The organism is Caproiciproducens lactatisolvens (genome assembly GCF_052443335.1).
Taxonomy (GTDB): domain Bacteria; phylum Bacillota; class Clostridia; order Oscillospirales; family Acutalibacteraceae; genus Caproiciproducens.
This window is the reverse complement of the sequence record NZ_CP195750.1, coordinates 3,093,619-3,118,109: the sequence shown is the minus strand read 5'-3', so window position 1 is coordinate 3,118,109 and position 24,491 is coordinate 3,093,619. Positions and strand designations below refer to the sequence as shown.

At 51.4% G+C, this 24,491-nt stretch carries 24 protein-coding genes and 1 riboswitch; of the genes, 15 read left to right on the top strand and 9 right to left on the bottom strand.

The window, feature by feature from the left end:
- Nucleotides 1-474 precede the first annotated feature (474 nt).
- The 8 genes from ACRQV7_RS15375 to ACRQV7_RS15340 all read left to right on the top strand — a co-directional run bounded on the left by ACRQV7_RS15375 (nucleotide 475) and on the right by ACRQV7_RS15340 (nucleotide 6,481).
- Nucleotides 475-1,635, top strand: coding sequence for an FtsW/RodA/SpoVE family cell cycle protein (locus tag ACRQV7_RS15375; RefSeq protein WP_444658911.1), 1,161 nt, complete (start codon nucleotides 475-477; stop codon nucleotides 1,633-1,635).
- Between the two features lie 491 nt (nucleotides 1,636-2,126).
- The gene (locus tag ACRQV7_RS15370) at nucleotides 2,127-2,732 is read left to right on the top strand and encodes a hypothetical protein (protein ID WP_444658910.1); all 606 of its coding nucleotides are present in this window, start codon (nucleotides 2,127-2,129) and stop codon (nucleotides 2,730-2,732) included.
- A gap of 117 nt (nucleotides 2,733-2,849) precedes the next feature.
- Nucleotides 2,850-3,275, top strand: a complete 426-nt coding sequence (locus ACRQV7_RS15365; protein ID WP_275714566.1) for a hypothetical protein — start codon at nucleotides 2,850-2,852, stop codon at nucleotides 3,273-3,275.
- Between the two features lie 24 nt (nucleotides 3,276-3,299).
- A complete protein-coding gene (locus tag ACRQV7_RS15360) occupies nucleotides 3,300-3,800 on the top strand; it encodes a hypothetical protein (protein WP_275714564.1) in 501 nt (166 codons plus the stop codon).
- 192 nt (nucleotides 3,801-3,992) lie between these two features.
- Complete coding sequence (locus tag ACRQV7_RS15355; protein ID WP_444658909.1) at nucleotides 3,993-4,316, top strand: hypothetical protein; 324 nt, start codon at nucleotides 3,993-3,995, stop codon at nucleotides 4,314-4,316.
- A 412-nt stretch (nucleotides 4,317-4,728) separates the two neighbouring features.
- Nucleotides 4,729-5,286 carry an RNA polymerase sigma factor gene (locus tag ACRQV7_RS15350; RefSeq protein WP_275714560.1) on the top strand — a complete coding sequence of 186 codons (558 nt, stop codon included), beginning with the start codon at nucleotides 4,729-4,731 and terminating at the stop codon, nucleotides 5,284-5,286.
- The gene (locus tag ACRQV7_RS15345; RefSeq protein WP_444658908.1) at nucleotides 5,279-6,013 is read left to right on the top strand and encodes a DUF4367 domain-containing protein; all 735 of its coding nucleotides are present in this window, start codon (nucleotides 5,279-5,281) and stop codon (nucleotides 6,011-6,013) included. The genes ACRQV7_RS15350 and ACRQV7_RS15345 overlap by 8 nt, the downstream gene beginning before the upstream one ends.
- A gap of 24 nt (nucleotides 6,014-6,037) precedes the next feature.
- Nucleotides 6,038-6,481 carry a DUF3888 domain-containing protein gene (locus ACRQV7_RS15340; RefSeq protein WP_444658907.1) on the top strand — a complete coding sequence of 148 codons (444 nt, stop codon included), beginning with the start codon at nucleotides 6,038-6,040 and terminating at the stop codon, nucleotides 6,479-6,481.
- 331 nt (nucleotides 6,482-6,812) lie between these two features.
- On the opposite strand, the gene ACRQV7_RS15335 is transcribed toward ACRQV7_RS15340, so the two are convergent.
- The gene (locus tag ACRQV7_RS15335) at nucleotides 6,813-7,037 is read right to left on the bottom strand and encodes a PF20097 family protein (RefSeq protein ID WP_444658906.1); all 225 of its coding nucleotides are present in this window, start codon (nucleotides 7,035-7,037) and stop codon (nucleotides 6,813-6,815) included.
- 579 nt (nucleotides 7,038-7,616) lie between these two features.
- Between ACRQV7_RS15335 and ACRQV7_RS15330 the strand changes: the two genes are divergently transcribed.
- From ACRQV7_RS15330 to ACRQV7_RS15315, 4 genes are all read left to right on the top strand, one after another.
- Entirely contained in the window at nucleotides 7,617-8,042 is a 426-nt protein-coding gene (locus tag ACRQV7_RS15330) for a hypothetical protein (protein WP_275714552.1), read from the top strand.
- 156 nt (nucleotides 8,043-8,198) lie between these two features.
- Nucleotides 8,199-8,414 (top strand): hypothetical protein, encoded by a 216-nt coding sequence (locus ACRQV7_RS15325; RefSeq protein WP_275714551.1) that lies wholly within the window; start codon nucleotides 8,199-8,201, stop codon nucleotides 8,412-8,414.
- A 417-nt stretch (nucleotides 8,415-8,831) separates the two neighbouring features.
- Nucleotides 8,832-10,892, top strand: a complete 2,061-nt coding sequence (locus tag ACRQV7_RS15320; protein WP_444658905.1) for a diguanylate cyclase — start codon at nucleotides 8,832-8,834, stop codon at nucleotides 10,890-10,892.
- 242 nt (nucleotides 10,893-11,134) lie between these two features.
- Nucleotides 11,135-13,243 carry a methyl-accepting chemotaxis protein gene (locus ACRQV7_RS15315; protein ID WP_444658904.1) on the top strand — a complete coding sequence of 703 codons (2,109 nt, stop codon included), beginning with the start codon at nucleotides 11,135-11,137 and terminating at the stop codon, nucleotides 13,241-13,243.
- A gap of 451 nt (nucleotides 13,244-13,694) precedes the next feature.
- Here ACRQV7_RS15315 and ACRQV7_RS15310 read toward each other — a convergent pair whose 3' ends face one another.
- The 8 genes from ACRQV7_RS15310 to ACRQV7_RS15275 form a co-directional block, all read right to left on the bottom strand.
- Nucleotides 13,695-14,456 (bottom strand): DUF975 family protein, encoded by a 762-nt coding sequence (locus ACRQV7_RS15310; protein WP_444658903.1) that lies wholly within the window; start codon nucleotides 14,454-14,456, stop codon nucleotides 13,695-13,697.
- Between the two features lie 140 nt (nucleotides 14,457-14,596).
- The gene (gene ilvC / locus ACRQV7_RS15305) at nucleotides 14,597-15,598 is read right to left on the bottom strand and encodes a ketol-acid reductoisomerase (RefSeq protein ID WP_275714545.1); all 1,002 of its coding nucleotides are present in this window, start codon (nucleotides 15,596-15,598) and stop codon (nucleotides 14,597-14,599) included.
- Between the two features lie 81 nt (nucleotides 15,599-15,679).
- A complete protein-coding gene (gene ilvN / locus ACRQV7_RS15300) occupies nucleotides 15,680-16,180 on the bottom strand; it encodes an acetolactate synthase small subunit (RefSeq protein WP_275714543.1) in 501 nt (166 codons plus the stop codon).
- A gap of 13 nt (nucleotides 16,181-16,193) precedes the next feature.
- Nucleotides 16,194-17,819, bottom strand: a complete 1,626-nt coding sequence (gene ilvB / locus ACRQV7_RS15295) for a biosynthetic-type acetolactate synthase large subunit (RefSeq protein WP_444658902.1) — start codon at nucleotides 17,817-17,819, stop codon at nucleotides 16,194-16,196.
- Between the two features lie 413 nt (nucleotides 17,820-18,232).
- Nucleotides 18,233-19,060, bottom strand: a complete 828-nt coding sequence (locus ACRQV7_RS15290) for a TVP38/TMEM64 family protein (protein WP_444658901.1) — start codon at nucleotides 19,058-19,060, stop codon at nucleotides 18,233-18,235.
- 234 nt (nucleotides 19,061-19,294) lie between these two features.
- Nucleotides 19,295-19,867 (bottom strand): energy-coupled thiamine transporter ThiT, encoded by a 573-nt coding sequence (thiT, locus tag ACRQV7_RS15285; protein ID WP_444658900.1) that lies wholly within the window; start codon nucleotides 19,865-19,867, stop codon nucleotides 19,295-19,297.
- A gap of 81 nt (nucleotides 19,868-19,948) precedes the next feature.
- Nucleotides 19,949-20,060, bottom strand: a riboswitch (TPP riboswitch).
- A 57-nt stretch (nucleotides 20,061-20,117) separates the two neighbouring features.
- Nucleotides 20,118-20,777, bottom strand: coding sequence for an HAD hydrolase-like protein (locus ACRQV7_RS15280; RefSeq protein ID WP_444658899.1), 660 nt, complete (start codon nucleotides 20,775-20,777; stop codon nucleotides 20,118-20,120).
- A 12-nt stretch (nucleotides 20,778-20,789) separates the two neighbouring features.
- On the bottom strand, nucleotides 20,790-21,173 hold the full coding sequence (locus ACRQV7_RS15275; RefSeq protein ID WP_275714533.1) for a thioesterase family protein: 384 nt from the start codon (nucleotides 21,171-21,173) through the stop codon (nucleotides 20,790-20,792).
- A 211-nt stretch (nucleotides 21,174-21,384) separates the two neighbouring features.
- Between ACRQV7_RS15275 and ACRQV7_RS15270 the strand changes: the two genes are divergently transcribed.
- Genes ACRQV7_RS15270 through ACRQV7_RS15260 form a run of 3 tightly spaced genes read left to right on the top strand, consistent with a single transcriptional unit; the run spans nucleotide 21,385 to nucleotide 24,454 of the window.
- A complete protein-coding gene (locus ACRQV7_RS15270) occupies nucleotides 21,385-22,167 on the top strand; it encodes a heparan-alpha-glucosaminide N-acetyltransferase (RefSeq protein WP_444658898.1) in 783 nt (260 codons plus the stop codon).
- On the top strand, nucleotides 22,164-22,313 hold the full coding sequence (locus ACRQV7_RS15265) for a hypothetical protein (protein ID WP_444658897.1): 150 nt from the start codon (nucleotides 22,164-22,166) through the stop codon (nucleotides 22,311-22,313). Before ACRQV7_RS15270 ends, ACRQV7_RS15265 begins: the two co-directional genes overlap by 4 nt.
- On the top strand, nucleotides 22,295-24,454 hold the full coding sequence (locus ACRQV7_RS15260; protein WP_444658896.1) for a Tex family protein: 2,160 nt from the start codon (nucleotides 22,295-22,297) through the stop codon (nucleotides 24,452-24,454). The genes ACRQV7_RS15265 and ACRQV7_RS15260 overlap by 19 nt, the downstream gene beginning before the upstream one ends.
- Nucleotides 24,455-24,491 lie beyond the last annotated feature (37 nt).

Sequence of the window (24,491 nt, the reverse complement as noted above, 5' to 3'; positions counted from 1 at the left end):
AAGTGTAACAAAACAGGGAGGTCGGTCGTTAATGCTATAGAAGGAAAAATAAAAGCCGTTAAATGCATGGCGCGCGACACGCATTTAGAATAAATTAACTGAGAAGAGATGATTCCGATGGGTAAGGTTTGGGGTGAAAATTCCCCCACTCATTTCCGCCACATACAGACAATGATAAAAATAAAGGAGAATGGCAAACAACTATTCCAAGTTCAAGTGGGAAAGTCACTGGCGGAGTGCGTTTTTATAACTTAAATACGAGTGATAAATATTTCTTCCGCATTTCTAAGCCATATCCAGACTATCCATTTCATTTAGATTTTAAAGTTTACAGATAGAGGAAAAAGCACAAATAAAAGCCAGTAATTGTTCTGTCTTCTGACTGGGGTTACTGAATTTGGTAATCCCAGTCTTTTCTAAATATTCATTTTATTGTGGTTAGTTTACTTTAAGACTCAATCGGAGGAGTAAAATTTGGGGATATGGAAGAACGTCTATCGTTACTTTTTATCGACAGATAAATTATATTGGCTTTTAATGTTGCTTATCTCGGCATATGGACTTTTAATATTGAAAACAATACCGACACCGCCAGATAATTCCCGTAGCTATTTTACAACTCAATTCATTGCAATGGTGATTGGATATTCCGGAGCCATATTCATCACATTCTTAGACTATAAGGAAATAAGTGCTTATTGGTATGTGGTGGCGGGCTTTTGCGTTTTCTTACTTATCTTTACTTTAAAATTCGGGAAACCGGTTACAGGGGCTGACGGGGTTAATGCGAAGGCATGGATAAGCATACCGGTTATAGGTACCTTTCAGCCCAGCGAATTGACGAAGATTGGCTTTTTGATCTCTTTTTCAAAGCATTTAAATGAATTAAAGATACGCGGAAAGCTTTCGTCTTTTTTACACGTAATTCTCTTGGCGCTGCATGCCCTTATTCCGATTGCCCTCGTCCATTTACAGGGGGATGATGGAGCGGCTATCATATTTTTCTGTATGTTTCTGTTCATGGCGTTTGGAGCAGGGATTCCATTGAGATATTTCTTTGGGCTGGCATTATCATTATTCATTCTGGTACCGGTAGCCTGGAAATACATTATGTCGGATTATCAAAAAAGCCGTATATTAATTACCTACAATTTAGATTCGGATCCTCTTCATTACGGCTATCAGCAAATTCAGGCGAGGACATCCATTGGCAGCGGTGGACTTTGGGGACGTGGTCTGTTCCAAAGTCCGCGGGTAAACAATTGCTTAGTATCCGTACAGCAGAGTGATTTTATATTTTCTGCAATTGGAGAACAATTAGGCTTAATAGGTTGTTCAGGCGCGGTGCTTTTGCTTTTTTTATTTCTGTTACATACGCTGCGCATTGCGAAAAACACCAAAGATTTATTGGGCAGTTCAATCTGTATAGGATTTTTTGGGATGATTACTTCACAAATGCTTTTTAACTTAGGGATGTGTTTGGATTTGCTTCCTGTAATGGGAATTACTTTACCGTTCTTCAGCGCAGGGGGGTCTTCTGCTGCCTGCTTATATTTTGGATTTGGATTGGTGCTCAGTGTTTACATGCATCACGATAGGTTTGATTATGGAGGCTTGGCCCTGAATACCAAATAATTTCAACAAATGATCACACCGATTCTGATAACAAAAATTATAATAGGGCATATAGCCAAAAGGAGTGTCAGAAGCATAATGTTAGATAAATATCTAAATATTATTTTTATGATTATTTGGGTTATCGTATTGGTCTTAACGAATATTATCGGCAGTTACTTTGAGAAAAAAGGAAATCATAAAATGGCCTTTATTACAAAAATTATCTACTGGATACTTTCTACTGTATATATTTTATCATTAATAATAATATACAACCGGAAATAACAATAAAAGAGCCAAAGGAAGGCCTTTAAAAGTGGGAATAAAACAGTCAGATCACACAACGGCACCATGAGTACAAAGTGTACTTACGGCCGCTTTTTGTTTGTCCTCCTGTGGAATTGTTTATAAAAAATTTTGGGAAAAAGTGTAACAAAACAAGGGGGTCAGTCGTTAATGTTGTAGAGAGAAAAAGAAAGGTTCCGTCATCCCGTAAAAGGAAGTGTTGTATGAAGAAAACACGAAAGCGATCAACGGTAATAGAAATCCTTGGAATCGTTGTCCTGGCCTTAGTCGTTTGCTTCCTTATAAAAAGTTCGCAGGGAAGAGTCACTACCTCCAGTTCCATACAAGTATATCCGGAGAATTCAAGAGCATCTGTTAGCTCACAGATGCATGAGATAGAACCTGTGGTCATTAAAAATGTTGCGGAAATCAACGGCAGGAAAAACAGGCTGCTCTGTACCTTCCAGGACCGGGAAAAGGCAATGCAGTCGGTGAAGAAGCGGGACAATGAATTATTGCGGTTGATGATGAAAAAATGGAAGCTGGACGAATTGAATTCATCCAACTGGAAGGTCTATAAACATAATTTGATTCCATACACCGCCAGTCGCTTACCTGACGATTTGGGAGGAGATCAATATGAAAACCAGCGTCAGGAAATAGAGGGATTCTTGGCCATCTATGAAGACGACGAAATCAACCAGGAAACGATAAAATATATTGGCCTAACTAATTTTCTGTTAGAAACGAGGCTCGTTCCACAGGTATCTTTAGATCCTATCATTGCCAATTTTCCTTTTGATGCACCGATCGTGGAAGAAGCGCACTGATTTTTCTGAATTAATGAAGTCTCATTTCTCTCAATGAAACACTTCAAGTTTCGCGGATTTCGAGGGGGAATTTGAAAAAAGTGTGCATCGAAATAAACGAAAGAAGAGGGTGGTCCAGTGGATTTTCTTGAAAGATTCCGTAATAAGCTGGTGCACTTTTTAGTTCCACTCGTTGAGCGATTTTATCTGTTCATAGCGTTTGTATTGATGATATTGATTTTGATTGTCTGGTCTTATCCCCAACCCTACTGGCAGACCAGAGCGGGTTTAATTTGGCTCATCGTTGTAACTGTTGAAATTAGCCAGGCAGGCATAACGGAAAACAACTATCTTCCCATACAGCCCGGGAGCGGCCCTTTTTATCATATTTACCGGTTTATCGATCGGGTTTTCTTCCTCTTTTTTCTCATCTGGCTGCTTTTCCTGCTGATTCCGGAGCCGCCGCTGTGGATTACGCGCGCTTTTTCCGGTGTGTTCATCGTGGCCCTGATCCTCCGCGCTGTCGGTGACTGGAAATACCGCCCGAAAAGGCCGGAGGAATAAACGGAAGGGAGGAATGGGTAAATCATGAAATTTACGAAACATTTTACCAGGCGGGAAACAGTACCGGGGGGCGTGATACTTTGCTGCCTTGTGCTCATGGCTGCCGTTTTCTTTTTCCCCGGCGGACGTCCGGAACCGGAAAACGCGCAGTACAGCGGAAAGAACGGCAGTGTTTGCGTACAGTTCACCCGTTACCGGGACTATGACACCTTTTTGGAGAAGAAATCTCCCTATATCTGGATTTATGATTCAAGAGAGGAGCTGAAGGATGTAAAAGGGTTTATTGTGGGAGAGGTATCCCTTGACGGCCATTGGGAAAATGTGTCGCGCTGCGATATTCAGCTTGTCAGGGGAAACGGGGAGTCTGCCAACACGATTTCGTTTGTTGATATACCTGATCGAAAAGTAAATCCGAATTTTCCTTTTACAATATACGACTATTACGATCCCGGGAGGAATCTTTACAAAACCGCAATTGTCCGGTTGGAAGAGAAAGATATTGAGATTCCTGTAAATCTTGAGTAAAAGAAAAGTACCGTGCGCCCGTCTACGCGGATATCACAAAATCAGTCAGGGGGAATGTGGGAATTGAAACGTATAGAAAAGATAATCGATCATCCGGCGCTTCCATTCATAGCTTCTGCAGCCGGCGTTTTCGCAATTTTGGCACCATTTGACTGGTATGCTTTTAAGGTGGCCGCTATAGCTGTATATTTTATGATTCTGTCCCGGGACAGTATTAAAAAGCTGGTGCTCAGGATTGCCGGAAAAAGAGACGGAGAAACGGAAAGCAGCTTTCAGCTGATCTGCCGGGCGTTCTGGGGAGTTCCTCTTATCCTGGCCTTTCTTTTCAGACGGTATTATTTCTTCTTCGCAATCGCGTCGTTTGTCGTCCTTTTGATTCCGGATATTATTAAAATTGTTCGGGAAAGCAAAGCACAAAATAAATTAATGATTCAAAAAGAACAGGTGATCAATCTGCTGGTCATCACCGCCGGTATCGCTTTCCTGACTATGCTTATTTTTTTTGAACGAAAATAAGCGGCTATGAATGGTTTCGGAGGAATGTAGAAGTTGAAAAATGCAAAGGGGTACATCCTTGCGGGTATTGGGTATATCATTTTTATCATTACGGTGTATTTGACAAATGACAGGTATATTTTGAAGATCATAGGCCTGATCATCCTGAATATGACCATATGGAGAGATAATATCGGGAGATTCCTGTCTAAGCATATCACAAAAGATCATAAGCCGGAGAAATAACATTCCGCGTATTCCTCCGGAAGGATATTCTTCTCTTAATAAAGGCCACGGATACCGCAGGGTGTCCGTGGTTTTGCTCTTATAATTTCCATTTTCTGGGTGAATTTCCTTTTTTATTTGTAAAATTGCGACTGAATTGTTATAATAACAATAACTTAATTCTTGTGAATAAGAAAGGGAATGAAAAGTGCTGATTATTATACAGGAAATTCAAAACGAGGCGGACCGAAGCTTCGTAGAGGAGCTTTACCAGAAGCACGGCAGCACCATGCTGTACATAGCGCAGGGCATTTTAAAGGATCAGGCCCGCGCGGAAGACGCGGTTTCACAGGCTTTTCTTAAAATTATTGACAATTTGCAAAAATTTCACTTTGAAAACTGTAACAAAACCAGGGGGTTAGTCGTTATCATAGTGAGACATATTTCTTACGACATGCTGAAAAGCGAAAAGCGCAGGCACAGTGTTCCGCTGGAGGAGCTGGAAACAGAAGTCCCCGCAGCGGAGGACGACGCCCCGCTGGAATCGATCGTTTCCGCGGAAAGCTATCATTTTGTTATGGACTGCCTTTCCTGCCTGAACGAACATTACAGGGATGTGTTAAGACTGAAGCTGATTTATGAGTATGAGGATGAAGAAATCGCAAAAATGCTGGCAATTTCTCAGGAAAATGTCCGCGTTCGGTTTCAGCGTGCCAGAAAGGCGCTTATGCAAGAGATGAGCAGGAGGGAGAAAGGCAATGAATGAATCGGAACTGAACGTCCGGCTGTTCGACACGCTTCTGAAAGCGGCGGCAGCGGAGGATTTCCAGCGTGAACTGGACGCTCTTCCATCCGGGCAGGAGCTGAGCGGGGAGTACGCGCTCCCGGAACGGCTTACAAAAAGGATACGGGACCTTATCAGGGAAAGCGACCGCCGGAGCAGGCGGAAGAAGTTTTTGCGGCTTGCGAAACGGGCGGCGGTCATTGCCGCCATCGTCATCCCGGTTTCCCTGGGAAGCCTGCTGAGCGTGGAAGCGAGCAGGAACGCCATTTTCAATTCCGTACTGGAGTGGAAAGCGGAGCATGTGGATATCTATTTTGAGGAAACGACAAGCGGCGCTCCCGCCGAAGAATCCCCCGCCGGGGAACAGCCGGAAGTTTGGGAGCCGCAGTATCTTCCGGAAGGATTCTTTATGGCGGAGGAAAAGAATGTCGGTCCCGTCCACATAACCACTTATGAAGACGGGAAGGGCGCTTCCGTGACCTTTACACAGACGCCTTTGGACAAGGCGGGGAAAATGTCGATCGACTCCGAGCATACCACTTACCATGAAATTACCATAAAAGGGGAAAAAGCGGTCCTGTTCGAGGCAAAAGGGGCTCAGGACAGGTCCTATGTCCTTTGGCAGAGTAAAAAAACCAGCCTCGTGCTCAGCTCCACGATTTCAAAGGACGAACTGATCCGGATCGCCGAAAGTGCGGAGCAGCAATAATATATTATAATATGGGGCGATAAAATGAAAAAGCTATTAAGTGCTGCACTGGTGCTGGTAATTGTTGCAGCCGGTGTTACTGTGTATGCTTTAGGATACACAGGTAAAAGTCCTGTGAGCTCGGACGATTCAGAAAGATTAGATAAAATCGTAATAACACTTTTAATTCCTAAAATTCAAAAATCTGTTGATGATTTTTACGAGCCGTATATATCTATTGAGCCGACAGTCGCCGCCTATTTGGGAGACTCTAAAATTACAAGTATTGTCGGAGATGCAGGCAGTTCAATTTATACCGTAACAGTCGAATTAGAACCTTATGTTGGTCCCCATATTTCTGTCGGACGAGATAAAATGACATTTGAGATATCAGCAGACGGGACTGTCAACATGAAAAAATATGAGCATTTGAAAAGTTATGATTTACCTCAAAATCTTCAATCATTAATCAAAAAACCATTGCCATGAGTTGGAAGGAGAGGGCCGGAACTCTCTCCTTTACTTTCCACGGAAATCGAATGGAAAAATTGTTGTTTCATGACGCCTGACCAGAAAGAGAATCCGCATCTTCCTTTTACGATATACGACTATTACGATTCCGGGAGAAGTCTTTACAAAACCGCAATTGTCCAATTGGAAGAAAAGAAGATCGAGATTCCTGTAAATCTCGAATAAGCGAAGGGGGCCTTCCCGCTGGGTATTAGGAGGGCTAATTCGTATTGAAATCGTATTTAAGAAAAGGGCTGGTTCCGGTGGACATTCTTGAGAAATTCCGCAATGAGCTGGTGCGCTTTTTATTTTATTTATGGATGATAAATACATTACATTTATCGCAATGATAGGCATATACTTTATTAAATTTTAAGATACTTGTTTTATTAAGGGGTATTCCAGTATTTTTAGATAACATTGTTGGCCTTTGTTTTTCCCCTTCTGGGATCCATTCAAGTTGATAACGAACTCCGCCCAAATAGCCTAACTTTATATTATTTCCACAATATGGGCAAATATTATTGTTAATCATTATGTCCCTCCTCATATATTTAACCAGAGTAATTGGTGTTATTATACATTAAAAATAAAATATGTAAATAGGGAAAACTGGATTTAAAGGCTGTTGCAAAACAGCCCGAAAAAAAGTCGGAGGAGCTGCGAGGCAGATAGATATTAATTGTTATTAAAGGTGATTTCATGAAAGAAAAATTAAAATTAATTAACTGGAAAAAATTCTTTCTGAATTGGTTTGTCTTTTTCCTCGTACTTGTTTTTGCATCAGACCCTGCCCTTTTTTCTACCGCTTTTTTTATAAGGGAGATGATTGGAAGTTGTATTATTTCTTTGATAATCGTTTTCTTTAATCATAAACCTGTTGAAAAAAAATAATTTATGTATGGCTTACTCTATCAATAAAAAGGGATAATCTCTTTAAAGCCAATTGATACACTCAACTCCACGATTTCAAAGGACGAACTGATTCGGATCGCCAAAATTTCAGAGCAGCAAAAATAAATTTAAAAAAGTTAGGAAAAAAGTGTAACAAAACAGGGGGGTCCGTCGTTAATGTAGTAGAAGGAAAAATAAATGGAAAAGGAAGGTAATCTTTATGAAAACAAAACTGATGGCCCTTGTCACTGCCCTTGTTCTGCTGATTACGGTGAATGTCCCCGCGTTTGCTACGGTAAAACCCGCTTCCTCTGATTCCGATATGCATATTATGTACACCAATACCGACAGCGCGGCGGCCTACCTCGACTTTTCCGGCACGCGGGCGGACTGTTCCGCAATCGTGGAGGGGAAAAGCGGCACGACTAAAATCACCGCGACCGTTTACCTGAAACGGGTGGTCGGGTCGACCAAAACAACCGTCAAAGCTTGGACGGGGCTAAGTACCAGCGGCGAGTCGTTCTATTTCGACAATTCCTATTATGTTTCCAGCGGATATACCTATGAAGTCGAAATAAAAGCGAAAGTTTACCGCAACGGCACAGTCGAAAGCATCAGCGTTTCCTGCCAGGATTACTGCGGATAAGCTTTTTCAATGATCGGATGACTTAGGCGAAGGAGCTGCCGGCAGGTGCCGATACCTTCATCTGCCGGCGGATTCAGAATCGGATGTTTCAAAAAAAGGATTCAGCAGTTCCGGTTGCTTATTGGCCCAGCCGGGTTTCTTAGACGAGGAGAAAACATGAAAAAGTATGGTTTGCAGTTCTTTTTGGGGTTAATAATTATTTTTTTCAGTACCCCTCTGGGTTATTTTTCGGTAAATATACTGGGCAGCCTGAAAGGGAATCTGTCAGGGGAATATGTTTCTTTGTTAAATGGGTTTATTGCTTCCTATCTTATTATCGGCATTTTGATATTTGCGGTAGGATTCATTAACAAAATAAAAGCAAACAAGTGAATTTGAGTCTCCTGAAAGGGCTTGTCAATCTGTAACATCCATCCCTACGGGAAGACATTCATAAGAAATGCCGCAATGATAACGCTTTCAACACCACACTTTCAATAGACCTCCCCATCAGGCGCCGTTTTTTGGGGGAAACGGCGCCTTTCGTTATGCCCTTTTCCGCCCGGGCCGGAAGAGAAAGCCCGCTCAACAAAAAACCCGGTCCGTTTCGGTAAACAGCGGATTATGTCTGTTTTTGTTGCTTTTTTAGTCGGTCACAAAAAATCTGTTAAATTTAAATAAAAATAATTTCAAAAGATTTATATGATTATTTGCATGTACCAAATTATTCTATTGAATTAAAAGGATTTTCTGTTATAATAAATTTACAGAATTTTACATTTGAAATCCACAATGAAAGAAGGCAGCCGGGTGAGAATCAGGAAGTATCTTACTGTTTTGCTGGCTGTCTTTTCCATATTGCCGATGGTTCTGGTGATGGTGTTCAGCGTTCTCTTCTTTCAGAGCAACACTTCGCAGCTTTTACAGGCAAACGTGAAATCCACCGCCATGCAGACGGCCAACAATCTGGACCAGTTTTTCAGCCAGCGGAAAATGGCGCTGGAAGTGGCTTCCGACCTGCCGGGGGTGAAGGAGCTTCTGATTTCGTCCAACGCGGGGGCGCCGGACAGGGACCTGGAGCAGTACCGGACGATTACGGTGAACACCTTCAAAACGATGACCGACAAACAGACCATCAACGGGCAGGGGGACTCCAAGGGGAATTTCGTCAGGCGTTCCAGCCTGATTAACCGGAAAGGCGTCATTATCGCGTCCGACGACAGCCGGCTGATCGGAAAGCCGTCCTTTCTCAAGGTGGACATGCGGACCATTCCGGCGTACGGGCTGTATATTTCCGACAGGATGCACGAACCGGATTTCATTGACAGCCAGAACTATTTTGTGATTGCCGTGCCGATTTATAAGGATGGGGTCTACGAAGGCTCCATCCAGTCCTCCATCGACATGATTTATCTGGACCTCATCACCCGCCAGACCTTTATGGAAACGGGCCGGACCGTCATTCTGGACTCCGTGGGCAGCGTTGTCAGCGGAAACATACTGGGCGTAGGACAGCGGATGGACAGCGCGGACCAGATCAAGCTGGAAGGGGATCTCAGCGGAAAAAAGCTTGAAAATATCGACCTGGACCGGAACCCCAACGGCGTCATCCGCTTTTGGGCGGGCGGAATGGAAAAATTCGGCTACTATTCCCGTGTCGCCGGGAAAAGCTGGATTATTTTGAGCGCGGTCGAGACGGATGAGCTGATGAGTCCGTTTCAGAGCATGTTAAAGGTTTATTTTGCGGCGCTTTTGGTGCTGGCGGCAGCGCTGATCAGCTGCGCCTACATAGCCGCCAACCGTTTTCTCAACCCGCTCAGGGATATGTCCGCGGAATTTGTCAGGGTGGAAAAAGGGGATTACCAGACCCGGCTGCCCGCCTGTTACAAAGGGGAGTTTGCCGAAATGGCATCCGCTTTTAACCATCTGATCGAAAAAATAAAGGAGGACACCGACGTGCTCAAGGTCAGCGAGGCGCGGTATGCGCTGATTATGGAAGAAACCAATCAGGTCGTTTTTGAATGGGACATCCGTCAGAACCACATTTATCATACCGTCTACTGGACAAATAAATTTGGTTTTTCCACCGCGGCACAGGTGCCCGGCTCCGATATCCCGAATTTTGAACAGGTCCACCCCGCCGACCAGGAGATCATGTCGCAGCTTTTCCGAAAGATCAGGGCCGGGGGCCAGCCCGGTCCGACCGACGTGCGGATGAAAAACGTCGACGGCAAATACATCTGGTGCACGGTAAACATCAAGATCCTGTACGACGAAAATAAGGAGCCTTACCGCGCGATCGGCTTGATCGTGGACACCGACCACCAGAAGAAAATGATCCAGAAGCTGGAAAGCAGGTCCAGAATGGATTTGCTGACGCAGCTTTACAACAAGGTCACCACCGAGTCCATGATTGAGGAGTGCCTGAAAAAATCGGAGAAAAATACCCTTCACGGCCTGATCATCGTGGATATTGACAATTTTAAGGATATCAACGACACGCTCGGGCATATTTTCGGCGACGCGGTCCTGAAAAAGGTTTCCACAGACATCAAGCGGCTGTTCCGCGCGTCGGATATTGTGGGCCGCACCGGGGGCGACGAGTTTATTATTTTTATCAGGGACATTGATTCGGCGGACCTGCTCCGGGATAAGATGAACGATATCTGTGAAATTTTCCACTGCGCCTATACGGGCGAGGACGAGATGTATAAAATTTCGGCAAGCGTGGGCGGGGCGTTCTACCCGTACGGCGGCACATGCTTTGAGGAGCTTTACCGCCACGCGGACGAGGCGCTGTACTGTTCCAAGAAAAGCGGAAAAGACAAGTGCAGCCTGTACGAAGCAGGCGGCCTTCAGGCCGCGCTGTAGGCGGCGCACAAACAGAAGATACCGCCATGCTTTCCGGCAGGGCGGTATTTGTATATTATCCATAGTTTCAATGTTGTTATCATAACAAATTTAGATGAATAACCAAAAAACAGAGGAAAACATTGTGGATTATAATTGCATCAAAAAATTAAAAAACAGTTGTGCCTGCCGATAATTATAATGGGGAAGATACTGCGGCACATGTCCGGCTCAGACCTGAATTTATTTGAGGAGTGAGTTTTTTGAAAAACAGAGGGAAAATTCGGAAAAACAGTTTGGGGACTCTCTTGTCCGTGTTTTTTATCGGGACGCTGGCGATTGCTCTGGCCGTTGTCGTATCCATCAATTCCCTGTTTACGGGCTGGATTTTCGAGGATACCTACGAGGAGCAAAATCAAACCGCCATGCAGGGGCTGGATAATATCCTTTCCAATTATGAGGCAAACCTGAGGCAGGCGGGACAGGAACTGTCCCAGGACGCCGATTTTTTGAACGCGGTGGCCGGCGGAAACCAGTACAGTATTGTGGAATCCATGAAAAACCGGGTGAAGGCCTACAACATCAGCTATGCCTTTCTGACGGACGCGCGGGGAAACCTGCTGTACTCCACAACCACCGATTTTGACCTTCCCGACTTTTCAAAGCTCCATCACGTGCAGGAAGCCATGAAAGGGAAAAGCGTGGTTGTAAACGAGGCGGTTTCCGGCAAGACGCTCGGTATCTGCTGCGGCACGCCGGTGCAGCGGTACGGGAACCTGATCGGCATGATTTCCACCGTACAGTCGCTGGAGGACCACAACGTCATCGACCAGCTCAAGCAGTACACGGGCTGTGACTTCACGGTGTTTTATGGGGACGAGCGGGTCAACACCACCCTGATGAAGGATCAGAAGCGCCAGACGGGAACGAAAATGGACGCGGCCGTCGCGCAGAAGGTCCTGACCGAAAAGCAGAATTATACGGGAAAAATGGACGTGATGGGTACGTCCATGATGGTGAATTATGTCCCGATTCTGGGATTTGACGGAAAGGCGATCGGCGCGATGTTTACCGGGAAGAGCATTGCGGTGACGGAACAGCGCTCCATGCAGACCGTGGCCGTTTCGATCGGCGCGGCGCTGGTGGTCATGGTGATTGCCACCGTCATTTTGGGCAGGATCGTCCGCAAGCGGGTCAAAAAGCCGCTCGGTCAGGTCGTGACGCTGGCCAACAACATGGAGCACGGGGAAATCGGTATCAGCAACAAGGACGCCGTGAAGCTGACGGTCGGCACAAAGGACGAGGTCGGTCAGGTGGCCAGGGCGCTTGAAAATACGCTCGGCAGCCTGCAGATGTATATCGGGGAGATTTCCGAGGTACTGAACGCAGTTTCCAGAGGGGATCTGACGGTAAAGACGCAGATGCAGTATCTGGGCGACTTCTCCGAGATCAGGAGCGCGCTTGACCAGATCGTCGATTCGCTGAACGGGGTGTTTTCCGATATTGACCACGCGGCGGAATCCGTTTCCCTCCGTTCGGAGCAGATTTCGAGCGGGGCGGCGGCGCTTTCGCAGGGCGCTTCAGAACAGGCGGGCGCCACGGAACAGCTTTCCGCCACCATTTCCGAAATTTCCGGCCAGATACAGAAAACCGCGAAAAACGCGGCGGTCGCCAGTACCATTGCGAAGGAATCCACCACGGCGGTGGAAAAGGGCAACCGCGATATCGAACAGATGCTGTCCGCCATGAACGACATCCATTCGGCCTCGGCGGAAATCCGGAAAATCATCAAAACGATTGAGGACATCGCGTTCCAGACCAATATTCTGGCGCTGAACGCCGCCGTCGAAGCGGCAAGGGCCGGGGCGGCGGGCAAGGGCTTCTCCGTTGTCGCGGACGAGGTGCGGAATCTGGCCGGGAAGAGCGCGCAGGCCGCGGGCCAGACCGCCAAGCTGATCGAGAACACGATTTCGATGGTCAACAACGGAATGACGGTCGCGAATTCCACCGCGGAGTCCTTCCAGCACATCAGGACCCGGACAAGTGAGTCCGCCGGACTGATTTCGGAAATTTCAGAGGCGACCGGCGACGAAGCCTCCGCCGTGGAGCAGGTCACGCAGGGGATTCAGCAGATCGCGCAGGTAGTGCAGACAAATTCCGCAACCTCGGAGGAAAACGCGGCGGTCAGCCAGGACCTGTCCGCACAGGCCCGGCGTCTGCGCGCGCTTGCGGCGAAATTCCGCCTGAGAGAGGGCGCGGCGAAAAAAAGCGGCGCGGCCGTCCCGCTGAAGGCCGTCCCACCGACGGTCACCCCGCCGGAGCCTAAAGAATCCGTTAAAAGCTTTCCCGCAGTAGTTGAAAAATACAGCTGAAAGACATTTCCCAGAACGAAAGGGCCGTCATGTTGAAACATGGCGGCCCTTTCTTGAAAATTTTGGAAAATATTTACGGTTGATATTGCGCATCCCTGAAAAACGCGCTATAATCTATGTGTAAGGCACAAATAAAAAGTGCAAAGCAGGCGGAAGGTACGGGAATACCAACCGCCCTGCATACGGAGTCCAAGCTCCATACACAGCTGAATACTCAGCGCTCTGCGGTTACTATTATACCGCCTGTTCTCCATTTTGTACAGGGGGTATCTTGAGTCCGCGGCACTTTGACGACGTTGTATATGGAAATTTTTCCTGTACGGCGTTTTTTTGTGCCTTGCGGAAAAAGGCGGCGGGCCCGCGCCCCGGGATTGAGTCCCCCAGGGTGGCGCGGCCCGCCGTCTTTTGTGTTATAAAAAATTCCGATTTTCCCGTCCTGTAAGGAACGGCCTTACAGGATAGGGGGATTTTCCGGATTGTAATACGGTCCGGCAGGGGGAACCAGCCCCAGCTCCGCCGGGTCGATCTGATGGGTCTGGATCGCGCGGTCGCGCAGGAAGATGTAAAGCTCCGCCATGGTGGCCTGATAATAGGGATTCACAAATAAAATCCCCACGCCGAAGCAGACGGCCCCGAGCAGGTACCACCCGATGAAGGAAAGGCCCAGCACGAAAATCGCGCCCTTTTCGCCGTTTGTCAGGATGCGGCTGAGTTCCCTTGCCCGGCTGCCCGGCAGGTTGGGGTTATCCGCAAGGAGATACCGCACCATGGAGTATTCGAGCTGTTTAATAATGCCGGGGATAATCAGCAGCAGCGTCCACAGACCGATAAAGATTTCCGTAATGAGCATGGCGGCGGCGCTGTTGAGCCAGCCGTAGCGGAAGCTGCTGAACAGCGTGCCGAAATCCGTTGTGCCGAAGTGGTTGTGCACGTAAAACCGGCTTTCGCCGATGGAGACCGGCAGAGAAACGAAGACGTAATAAAGAAAGCCGATCAGGGAAATCAGAATTGCGGACAGGCTGAGCGCTACGGCCGTAACGGACGCGATTCCTTCGTTCCACGGCAGGTCCTCAAACCTGACCGTGAACCGTCCTGTAGACCATGAAAACCCGCCGGAAATAACCGCGGCAAGAAGCGACACGCCGAACGCGGTCCAGTACCGCCCTCCCAGCGCGATTTTCGCATTGGATTTCAGAATCCCTCTGTCCCACATAACAATGGCTCCCTTCATTCGTTAAAATATTCCGCCGGTTTTTCGGGGCGGCATCGGAAACAGACTTTCGTATCGTAAGATGCCCCGGGAAAATGCGGCGGAATCAGTACCTTTTTGATTATATGTTTTAAATCGTGAAATTAGTCAATCGGATCGTCGTTCCACGCATACATTTTGCGCAGCTCTTTGCCGACTTCCTCCAGCTGATGGCTTGCGCCGATGCGGCGGCAGGCGTTGAAGTGCGAGCGGCCGTTCTTGTTTTCCGCAATCCACTTGGAAGCGAAGGTGCCGTCCTGAATTTCGCCGAGGACCTTCTTCATTTCCTTCTTGGTCTCGTCGGTGATCAGGCGCTTGCCGGTCTCGTAGTCGCCGAACTCCGCGGTGTCGCTGATGGAGTAGCGCATCAGGCCGAAGCCGCCGCGGTAGATCAGGTCGACGATCAGCTTCATTTCGTGGATGCACTCGAAGTAGGCGTTTTCCGGAGCGTAGCCCGCTTCCACAAGGGTTTCAAAGCCGGCCTGCATCAGGGCGGTCACGCCGCCGCAAAGCACGCACTGCTCGCCGAACAGGTCGGTTTCGGTCTCGATTTTAAAGGTGGTTTCCATGATGGCCGCTCTGGCCGCGCCGAGTCCCGCGCCGTAGGCAAGGCCGATGTCCTGCGCGTGGCCGGTGTAGTCCTGCTCGACGGCGATCAGGCAGGGAACACCCTTGCCCGCGACAAACTCGCTGCGCACGGTGTGGCCCGGGCCTTTCGGGGCGATCATGAATACGTCGACATCCTTCGGCGGCTTGATCTGGCCGTAGTGAATGTTAAAGCCATGGGCAAACGCAAGCGCTTTTCCCTCCGTAAGGTAAGGGGCAATGTCCTTTTTATACATTTCCGCCTGGCGCTCATCAGGAATTAAAATCATAATAATGTCCGCGGCTTTGGTGGCCTCCGGGACACTCAAAACCTTCAAACCGGCAGCCTCGGCTTTTTCCTTGCTCTTGCTGCCTTCATACAGGCCGACCACTACATTGACTCCGCTGTCGTGCAGGTTCAGCGCATGGGCGTGGCCCTGGCTGCCGTAGCCGATAATAGCGACGGTTTTACCTTTGAGCAGATTGATGTCGCAATCTGCCTGATAATAGATTTTTGGCATGATAAATTCCTCCTTGCCTGATGGCAAAATATTAACGAAACACTTAGACGGCGCTGCCGCATAAGGGTTGGTTGGCTTGGTTCAGCTGTTCTGTTTGCGGGCGGTGGTGGGGCCTTTTTCAATGGCCAGGGTGCCAGCGCGGACGATTTCCTTGATGCCGTAGGGCTTTAACAGGCTGATGAGCGTCTGGGTGTGCTCGTCGTTGTCCGTCAGCTGGATGGTCAGCGAGGTGGTGGCCACGTCCACGATCTGGGCGTGCATCAGCTCGACGATCTTCATGATTTCGGCGCGCTGCTTTGTCTGACAGTTCACCTTGATCAGCGACAGCTCGCAGCTGATGAACATGCCGGGCTGCAGCACCTTGACCTTGATGACGGGAATCAGCTTGTTGAGCTGCTTTTCCACCTGTTCCACAATATATTCGTCGCCGTTCACCACAATGGTGATGCGGGAAATGGCGGGATCCTCGGTAATGCCGACGGCGAGGCTGTCAATGTTGAAGCCGCGGCGGGAAAACAGGCCGGACACCTTTGAGAGGACGCCGGGCTGGTTTTCAACTAAAATCGAAAGGGTGTATTTCATTTTCCTGCCCTCCCTATATCGTGGGCGCGTCGGGGTTGACCCGGCACACCAGGATAAAAGCCCTGTCGGAAGCGAACATTTCTCTGGCGAGGCGCTCCGCTTCTTCGTTGGAGGTGGCCAGCGCCGCGGGAATGCCGTAAGCTTGTGCAATCTTCACGAAATCGGGGTTGCCCTGCAGCAAGGTCATCGCGTAGCGGCTGCCGTACTTGTTGTCCTGTATTTCCTTCACCATGCCCAGCCGGTCGTTCTGCATCACGATGATCTTGATGTTGACGCTGTTCTGGCAAAGCGTACCCAGCTCGCACATGGCCATCTGGAAGGAACCGTCGCCGCAGATGCACAGCACCTGTCGGCGGGGCTTGGCCAGCTTTGCGCCGATGGCGGCGGGGAGCGCGTAGCCCATGGTCCCCAGCCCGCCGGAGGTCAGGAACCGGCCTTCCTTTACGTTGAAATTACGTGCCGCCCAGATCTGGTTCTGGCCGACGTCGGCGGTCAGGATGGCGTCCTCCTCCATCAGTGAGGAAAGCACGCGCATAAAGGAGCGTGGCTCCACAAAACCGCTGCTGTTGTCCGGTTCTCCGCCCGGGACGAATTCTTTTTTATACCGCAGTACGGCGTCGATCCACTCTTTCGGAACGGAAACGGCGCTCTGCTCGATGAAATCGCGCAGCACCAGCCGGATGTCGCCGACGATGGGGATATGGGCGGTCACATTTTTGCCGATTTCGGCGGGGTCGATATCGATATGGATAATGGTTGCCTTTTCCCCCATCTGTTCCGGCGCGGACACCGCCCGGTCGCCGACCCTCGCGCCGCAGAGGATGATCAGATCGGCCTCATGCATGGCGCGGTTGGCGTTTTTGTGGCCGTGCATCCCGATCATGCCGAGGTACAGCGGGCTGTTCATGGGGACTACGCCGATGCCCATCATGGTGGAAACCACCGGGATCCCGCTGTTCTGCGCAAAGGCGACCAGCTCGTCCCGCGCCCCGGCAAGCACGACGCCGCCGCCGCAGACAAGGACGGGGCGCTTCGCTTCGGCCATGGCGGCGAGTGCCTTTTTGATCTGCATGGCATGTCCCGTGGTGCGGGGCTTGTACCCGATGATATTCGCCTTCTGCGGGTAGACGAATTCCGGCACCTCTTCCGCCTGAATGTCCACCGGAACGTCGATCAGGACCGGTCCCGGCCGGCCGGTGGAAGCGATATGAAAGGCTTCCTTGAAAATCCGCGGAAGGTCCGCGGCGCTTTTCACCAGATAGGAGTGCTTGGTGAACGGTTCGCAGGCGCCGGTGATGTCCGCCTCCTGGAACACGTCGCGGCCCAGAAGCTCGGAACTGACCTGCCCCGTGATGACGATCAGCGGGATGGAGTCCATATAGGCCGTCGCGATGCCGGTAATCAGGTTGGTCGCTCCCGGCCCGCTGGTCGCGACGCAGACGCCGGGTTTTCCGCTTGCGCGGGCGTAGCCGCTCGCCTCGTGGGCGGCGTTCTGCTCCTCGCGCACCAGAACGTTTTTGATCGGCGAGCGATATAGGTAATCCAGGAAAGGACAGATCGCTGCTCCGGGATATCCGAAGGCGATCTGCACGTTTTCGTTTTTCAGGCATTCCGCCATGATCTCTGCTCCGCTTATCAAAAACAGTCACCTCTTATCATTGATTCGTTATAGCGGTTCGGGCCGCCGTTTTCCTCTTGCTTGCGGTCGGCAACACCTTCGGCGATGCTCCCAGGCAGTTACTCCCGGAAACTCCCTCAGTCAGGCGGAGGAAGTTTGCGTATTGTTTCCTTGCTCTCATGAGAGCAAAAAGATGAATGGATCGCTAATCCCGTCGTTCTAAGGTAATGGCGGGAGGGTTCCATAAAATCCCCCTGCCCCCCCGGGGTATTCCCAAAGTACCTTTGTGTGGCACGATACTGCTGTGGTTTTCATTGACGGAGGATACGGGAAGGCAAGTCCATTACCCGGTCTTCCAACGTCCAATGTGTTTCTAATTATTATAAGTTTTTTGCCGGTATGAGTCAAGCATTTTAGCGATTTAATTGGATGAATTACCGTTCTTTCTTTTTCAGCACGGCGGAAGAGGGGAACGACGGGCTTTTCGGGGAAGAAAGCTCCTTCTTTTTATCAGGATGCTTCGCGACGGCGCGGTACAGCAGGTAGCCCGCGGCGCTCAAAGCGCCGGTCGCCGCAAAGAGGACGGCGGCCTGTGTGTAATTGCCGCTGAAGAGCGCCCAGCCCCCGAAGGAGCAGGCCAGCAGGGACGGGGTGCGCGCAAGAGTGGAAATCAGCAGGAATCTGCCGAAATCCTGCGGTACAAGGCCGGCGGAAAACACGAACAGGCGCTTGGGCATCCCGGGGATCAGGAAAACGATCCAGTAAAAGGTATCGCGCGATTTGGGGCTGCGCAGGTAGCGGATGTGTTTCCGCTGGGCGGGGGTGAAAAACAGGCCGATCAGCCGGTGGCCGAACATCCGGGTGAAATAAAAGATGATGGTGGTGGAGATCATCACCGAACAGAGGGTCAGCAGGCTGCCCTGTACCCGCCCGAAGGCGTAGCCGCCCGCGATGGTCGTCAGCTCCAGCGGGATGGGGAGAAAGCCCTGCAGAATCTGGATGCCCAGGAACGCGGCGCGGCCCATCGCGCCCCGGCTGCGGATAAAGCTTTCAAACCGGTCGGGGTCCCGGATCAGCGACAGAAGCGGTCTGCACAGAACGACCGTGAGCCAGAGGAACAGCCCCGTGGCCGCGAGAAGCACAGCCCCGCCCAAAAGCCGGTCGCGGAACGTCGGGCCCGCCGTTTCCGGCAGGTCGGCGGCGGTTATTTCCGGCGGGGAGCCGGTTTTTTTCTTTTTTGACCCTGTTCGAAGAATCGTCACCCGGCATAGCCTCGTTTCATGGGTTCTTATGGAATAGTATACCACAAAAATATGGTAAATAGATACTCACCCCCTGCCCCCTCCCGCACACAAAGCAAGCGAAAATCGAAAGCAATCCGAATGCGGAAGGGGGTTCCGGGACGGGAGGGGGAAAAACACTTGGAGCGATACAAAAAAGCATGAAGGACGGAACCTCCGCGCTTCATGCTTTCCTGTTAAGTTATGATTCCTGTTTCATGATGCGTTTCCGGGAGCACGGTGCTCCACGCGGTCAAGGACCCGGATTAAGATAACCGAGACAACGGCGGTGATGACCGCTTCGGGAAGCATGTAGCTGCCGTTGTAGGTCAAGGAATAAATCCAGACCGGCGTGCCCTCCGGCGCGTAGCCGCCCCAGATCAGGATGCCGGACAAAAAGCTGCAGAGAAACCGCAGAAACGCAACGGCAACGGAACCGACGGCAACGCTGGCGGCCCTGTTTTTAAACGGCTTGCCGAAGAAAGCGGCGGTGCCCAGAACGGTGAACGCCAGAACATAGTCCAGCAGAACGACGGCGACGAACGCCCCGAAGGTGTTTGCCGGCGGCGCGTTGAACTGAATGGTCATCTGCAGCAGGCTGTGCGTAAACGCGGTGGAAATGCCCCACTTCAGGCCGTGCCGGTAAGAGACCAGCACCAGCGGGACCATGCTCGCGCAGGTAACGGCGCCGCCCTGCGGCAGCTCAAAAATCTTGAACATGCTCAGTACGGTGGACATGGCGATCATCAGCGCGCATTCCACAAGGATAACGGTCGTGTTCTTTCTCATAATTACCCTCCAGTCAATTATATGGAACTGAAATTGAAAAATTACCTGAAGGAAAATAAAAACGCCCTGTGATGCCACAGAGCGTTAAAAAATCATCTTTCCTACGCTGGCATTATCCAGATCAGGTTTAAGGGACATAAACGTCAGTTCGCTTCATCTCAGCCGAGGTTACTCAGCGCCCCTGTATATTCAGTTCTTGTGTCCAGCATAACCCAACATTTCCGGTTTGTCAAGGGGATTTCCGTTGGATTCAGGAATCCTTCAGAAGCATGCCTCTCAGCTCGCCGATATCGCGGGCAAAAACTTTGCCGCCTTCCGCTTGCATGTCCTCCTTGGTGCCGAAGCCGTACAGAACGCCGATAAAGTTGGTGCCGGAATTCCGTGCGCCCACCGTGTCGTACACCGTGTCGCCGACCATGACGGCGCGGTCCGGCTTCACATGACAGGCGTCCAGACAGGAGTTGATCAGGATGCTCTTGTCGCCGCTGCGCTCCGAATCGTCCGGGCCGGAAACGTGGGCGAAATATTTTGTCATGTCAAAATAGTCCAGTACGCGGCCGGTGATTCTGGCCGGCTTGGTGGTGGCGACGGCAAGCGTGGCGCCGTTCGCCCGCAGCTCCTCCAGAAAATCGATCATGCCGGGGTAGGGCTTGTTCTGGAACGCTCCGGAGACCTCGTATACTTCGCGGTAATTTTTGACCGCCTGCGCGGTCTGCTCCTGTGTCAGTCCGCAGTAATGGACAAAGCTGTGCCACTGCGGCGGGCCGATGAATTTGCGCAGGATGGAAATGTCGGGCACCGGCTGCCCCATCTTTTCAAGGGCATATTTTACCGAGCTGGTAATGCCGGGCTCGGAATTGGTCAGTGTGCCGTCCAGGTCAAAAATAATCAGATCATAAATCGGTTTCATCGTTATCCTGCCTTACTTGTTTTTTCTTGCTTCCGCTTTGGCGGCGAAGCTTTCCTTTTTCACGCTGACGCGCTCGTGGGTCCCGGTCGCGATCAGGCCGGCGTTGTCGTAGGCTTCGAGCTGAAACCGGTAGACCCTGCCTTCCGCTTCGGTCAGTTCCGCGCTGACTGTTACCTTGCAGCCCGGCGCCGTGGGGTTCAGGTGGTTCACCGTGATGACGGAGCCGACGGTGGTGTAGATGTCTTCAAGATACGTCTGGGCCAGCTGCGCCGCCGTACCCTCAAAAAAAGCGGCGATCATCGGGGTGGCAAGAACACGGACGCTGCCGCTGCCGATATTCACCGCGAGCATATCTTCGGTAACCGTGTATTCGCGGGTCAATTTTGTCTCTTTCATTGAAATTACCTCCTGTACCATGATATAATAAAAAATAAGCGGTTTCACTAAGGCCCGCTTCCGTGCGGCCTGAAACAGGGCGCGCGACATTGTTTATATTATAACATGATCCGGGGGATTTATAAAGATAGAACTTTCAGCGGTTATCCCTTTCATTCCTATGCGAAACGCCGGTTTTGACCGTGCAAATCCGAAATCGGAGGGTGAACGAATGCCAAATCAAATCAAAGGGGCAGGGCGCAGGCGGATTTATTTTATGGATGAGCTGCGCGGTTTTGCGGTTTTCTGCATGGTGTTTTACCATGGCTTTTATACGCTTGCCTACCTGTACAACCTGAAAATCGGAATGCTCCTGCTGAACTTCTTTATGCCCGCGGAGCCTTTTTACGCCGGGCTGTTTATGCTGATTTCCGGCATTTCCTCGAACCTGTCGCACTCCAACCTTGCGCGCGGGTTCAAGCTGCTGGGGGTCGCGCTTGTGGTCACCCTGGCGACCTGGTTCGTCCTTCCGGATGAGCTGATCGTGTTCGGCATCCTGCATTTTCTGGCGGTCTGCATGATTCTTTACGGGCTGCTGAAACCGGTTGCCGACCGCTTTTGCTTCTCGTGGGCGGCGGTCGCCGTCTGCGCGCTGCTGTACCTTTTGACCATGGGCATTTCAAGGGGGTACCTCGGCCTTTCGTCGGAATGGGGGGTGACGCTGTCTCCTTCGCTGTACCATACCGACTGGCTGGCGCCGCTCGGCCTTTACAGCGATACGTTCCGCAGCGCGGACTATTTCCCGCTTTTCCCGTGGATGTTTGTGTTTGCGGCGGGCACTTTTTTAGGCAAGCTTGCCGCGCAGGAGCGGTTCCCGGCGTTTATGTACCGTTCCCGCGTGCCTTTTTTTTCCTGGCTGGGACGATACGCGCTGATCATTTATGTGATTCACCAGCCGGTGATTTACGGGGTGTGCTACGCCGTTTCCGCCGTTGTGCGGTGGGTTCGGGGATGAAGGTCCCGGAAACTCCCTCCGGCGCGCCGGGCGCTCTCTTTGAAGGGCTGGCAGGCGAAGCCCGACTGGGGGAGTTTCCGTATTTTGCTATGAATTTTAAATTTTCGGAAGATGTTGGAGGATATTTATGGATTTTGCGTTATTGATCGCGGAACAGTTTCATTTACAGCAGTGGCAGGTGCAGAAGGTCATTGAGCTGATCGACGAGGGGAACACCATCCCGTTTATCGCGCGTTACCGCAAGGAGGCGCACGGCTCGCTGGACGACCAGACGCTGCGCGAGATTTCGGAGCGGCTGGAGTACCTGCGCGCGCTGCAGAAGCGCCGGGAGGAGGTCACGGACCTGATTGCCGCCGCCGAGTGCATGACGGAGGAAATTGCCGCCGCGCTGGCCGCCGCGGCCACCCTTTCCGAAATCGACGATATTTACCGGCCGTTCCGTCCCAAGCGCAAAACGCGCGCGTCCGTGGCAAAGGCGAAGGGCCTTGAGCCGCTTGCGGACGCGATTTTTGAGCAGAAAAAAGACGGCGCGTACCCGATCGACATGGCGGAAAGCTATGTGAACGCGGAGCTGGGTGTGGAAACGCCTCAGGACGCGCTTGCCGGGGCGCTCGATATCATTGCGGAGCACATTTCCGACGACGCGGGGATCCGCAAACGGCTGCGCGTGGTCGCCATGGCGCAGGGCGAGGTGGTTTCCAAAGCGGCAAAGCCGGACGAGGACTCCGTTTACGCGCAATATTACGACTTCCGCCAGCCGGCGGCGAAGATCGCCGGGCACCGCGTGCTGGCCGTCGACCGCGGGGAGCGGGAGGGCTTCCTGAAGGTAAGCGTCGAGCTGGAGCGCCTGAAAGGGTTGAATATTGTTTCCTCCGCGAGCGTGAAGGGGAACGGCCCCTGTACACAGGCTGTGCGGGAGGCCGCGGAGGACGCCTACGACCGGCTGATTTTCCCGTCCATTGAGCGCGAAATCCGCAATGCCCTGACCGAGGCCGCGGCGGAGGCCGCGATCAAGGTCTTTTCCGTCAACCTGCGCCAGCTTCTGATGCAGCCGCCGGTCAAAAACCGGGTGGCCATGGGGCTGGACCCCGGGTACCGCACGGGCTGCAAGGTCGCCGTGGTGGACCCGACCGGCCGCGTGCTGGACACCGGCGTGATTTACCCCACCCACTCCCGGGCGAAGGTGGAGGAAGCAAAAAAAGTCATTACCGATTTTATTCTGAAATATAAAGTGGAAGTCATCGCAATCGGAAACGGAACGGCGTCGAAAGAGACGGAGATGTTTGCCGCCGACGTGATCAAAACGCTGCACAGCGGCGTTTCCTATATGGTAGTCAGCGAGGCGGGCGCGTCGGTGTACTCCGCAAGCAAGCTCGCCGCGCAGGAATTTCCCGAGTTCGACGTCACCCTGCGCAGCGCGGTCTCCATCGCGCGGCGGATGCAGGACCCGCTGGCCGAGCTGGTCAAAATCGACCCCAAGGCCATCGGCGTGGGGCAGTACCAGCACGATATGCCGAAAAAGAAGCTGGACGAGGCGCTCGGCGGCGTGGTCGAGGACTGTGTGAACACCGTGGGCGTGGACCTGAACACGGCATCGCCGTCCCTGCTGGAAAAAATCGCCGGGCTTTCCGCGGCGGTCTCCAAAAATATTGTGGCTTACCGGGAGGAAAACGGCGCGTTCCACTCGCGCAGCGAGCTGAAAAAGGTGCCGAAGCTGGGGCCGAAGGCCTTTGAGCAGTGCGCGGGCTTCCTGCGCGTGGCGGAGAGCAAAAACATTCTGGACAATACCGCCGTCCACCCCGAATCGTACGACGCGGCAAAGGCGCTGCTTTCTCTGTGCGACTACGACATGGACAGCCTGAAAAAGAACGGCATCGGCGACCTGAAAAACCGGGTGGAGAAAATCGGAGCGGACAGCGCGGCCCACAGGCTCGGCATCGGGGTGCCGACGCTCAGGGACATTGTGACCGAGCTGCTGCGTCCGGGCCGCGACCCGCGCGACGAGCTGCCCGCGCCCATGCTGCGCACCGACGTGCTGAGCATGGAGGATCTGAAGCCCGGCATGGAGCTTTCCGGCACGGTGCGCAACGTGATCGATTTCGGCGCGTTTGTGGATATCGGCGTGCATCAGGACGGCCTTGTTCATATTTCGCAGATCTGCGATAAATTCATCAAGCATCCGGCCGAGGTGCTGAAGGTCGGCGACGTGGTGAAGGTGCGCGTGCTGTCCGTGGATACCGCGAAAAAGCGCATCGCGCTGACCATGAAGAGCGGGGAAATCGGCTGACGGGGGAGAAACCGCCTTGCATCGGGGAATGGAAACC

What these genes read in the sequence shown, in the direction of transcription:
- ACRQV7_RS15370 (WP_444658910.1), top strand. Translation starts at nt 2,127, where the DNA reads ATGAAGAAAACACGAAAGCGATCAACGGTAATAGAAATCCTTGGAATC.
- ACRQV7_RS15360 (WP_275714564.1), top strand. Translation starts at nt 3,300, where the DNA reads ATGAAATTTACGAAACATTTTACCAGGCGGGAAACAGTACCGGGGGGC.
- ACRQV7_RS15355 (WP_444658909.1), top strand. Translation starts at nt 3,993, where the DNA reads ATGATTCTGTCCCGGGACAGTATTAAAAAGCTGGTGCTCAGGATTGCC.
- ACRQV7_RS15345 (WP_444658908.1), top strand. Translation starts at nt 5,279, where the DNA reads ATGAATGAATCGGAACTGAACGTCCGGCTGTTCGACACGCTTCTGAAA.
- ACRQV7_RS15340 (WP_444658907.1), top strand. Translation starts at nt 6,038, where the DNA reads ATGAAAAAGCTATTAAGTGCTGCACTGGTGCTGGTAATTGTTGCAGCC.
- ACRQV7_RS15335 (WP_444658906.1), bottom strand. Translation starts at nt 7,037, where the DNA reads ATGATTAACAATAATATTTGCCCATATTGTGGAAATAATATAAAGTTA.
- ACRQV7_RS15330 (WP_275714552.1), top strand. Translation starts at nt 7,617, where the DNA reads ATGAAAACAAAACTGATGGCCCTTGTCACTGCCCTTGTTCTGCTGATT.
- ACRQV7_RS15325 (WP_275714551.1), top strand. Translation starts at nt 8,199, where the DNA reads ATGAAAAAGTATGGTTTGCAGTTCTTTTTGGGGTTAATAATTATTTTT.
- ACRQV7_RS15310 (WP_444658903.1), bottom strand. Translation starts at nt 14,456, where the DNA reads ATGTGGGACAGAGGGATTCTGAAATCCAATGCGAAAATCGCGCTGGGA.
- ilvC (WP_275714545.1), bottom strand. Translation starts at nt 15,598, where the DNA reads ATGCCAAAAATCTATTATCAGGCAGATTGCGACATCAATCTGCTCAAA.
- ilvN (WP_275714543.1), bottom strand. Translation starts at nt 16,180, where the DNA reads ATGAAATACACCCTTTCGATTTTAGTTGAAAACCAGCCCGGCGTCCTC.
- thiT (WP_444658900.1), bottom strand. Translation starts at nt 19,867, where the DNA reads ATGAGAAAGAACACGACCGTTATCCTTGTGGAATGCGCGCTGATGATC.
- ACRQV7_RS15280 (WP_444658899.1), bottom strand. Translation starts at nt 20,777, where the DNA reads ATGAAACCGATTTATGATCTGATTATTTTTGACCTGGACGGCACACTG.
- ACRQV7_RS15275 (WP_275714533.1), bottom strand. Translation starts at nt 21,173, where the DNA reads ATGAAAGAGACAAAATTGACCCGCGAATACACGGTTACCGAAGATATG.
- ACRQV7_RS15270 (WP_444658898.1), top strand. Translation starts at nt 21,385, where the DNA reads ATGCCAAATCAAATCAAAGGGGCAGGGCGCAGGCGGATTTATTTTATG.
- ACRQV7_RS15265 (WP_444658897.1), top strand. Translation starts at nt 22,164, where the DNA reads ATGAAGGTCCCGGAAACTCCCTCCGGCGCGCCGGGCGCTCTCTTTGAA.
- ACRQV7_RS15260 (WP_444658896.1), top strand. Translation starts at nt 22,295, where the DNA reads ATGGATTTTGCGTTATTGATCGCGGAACAGTTTCATTTACAGCAGTGG.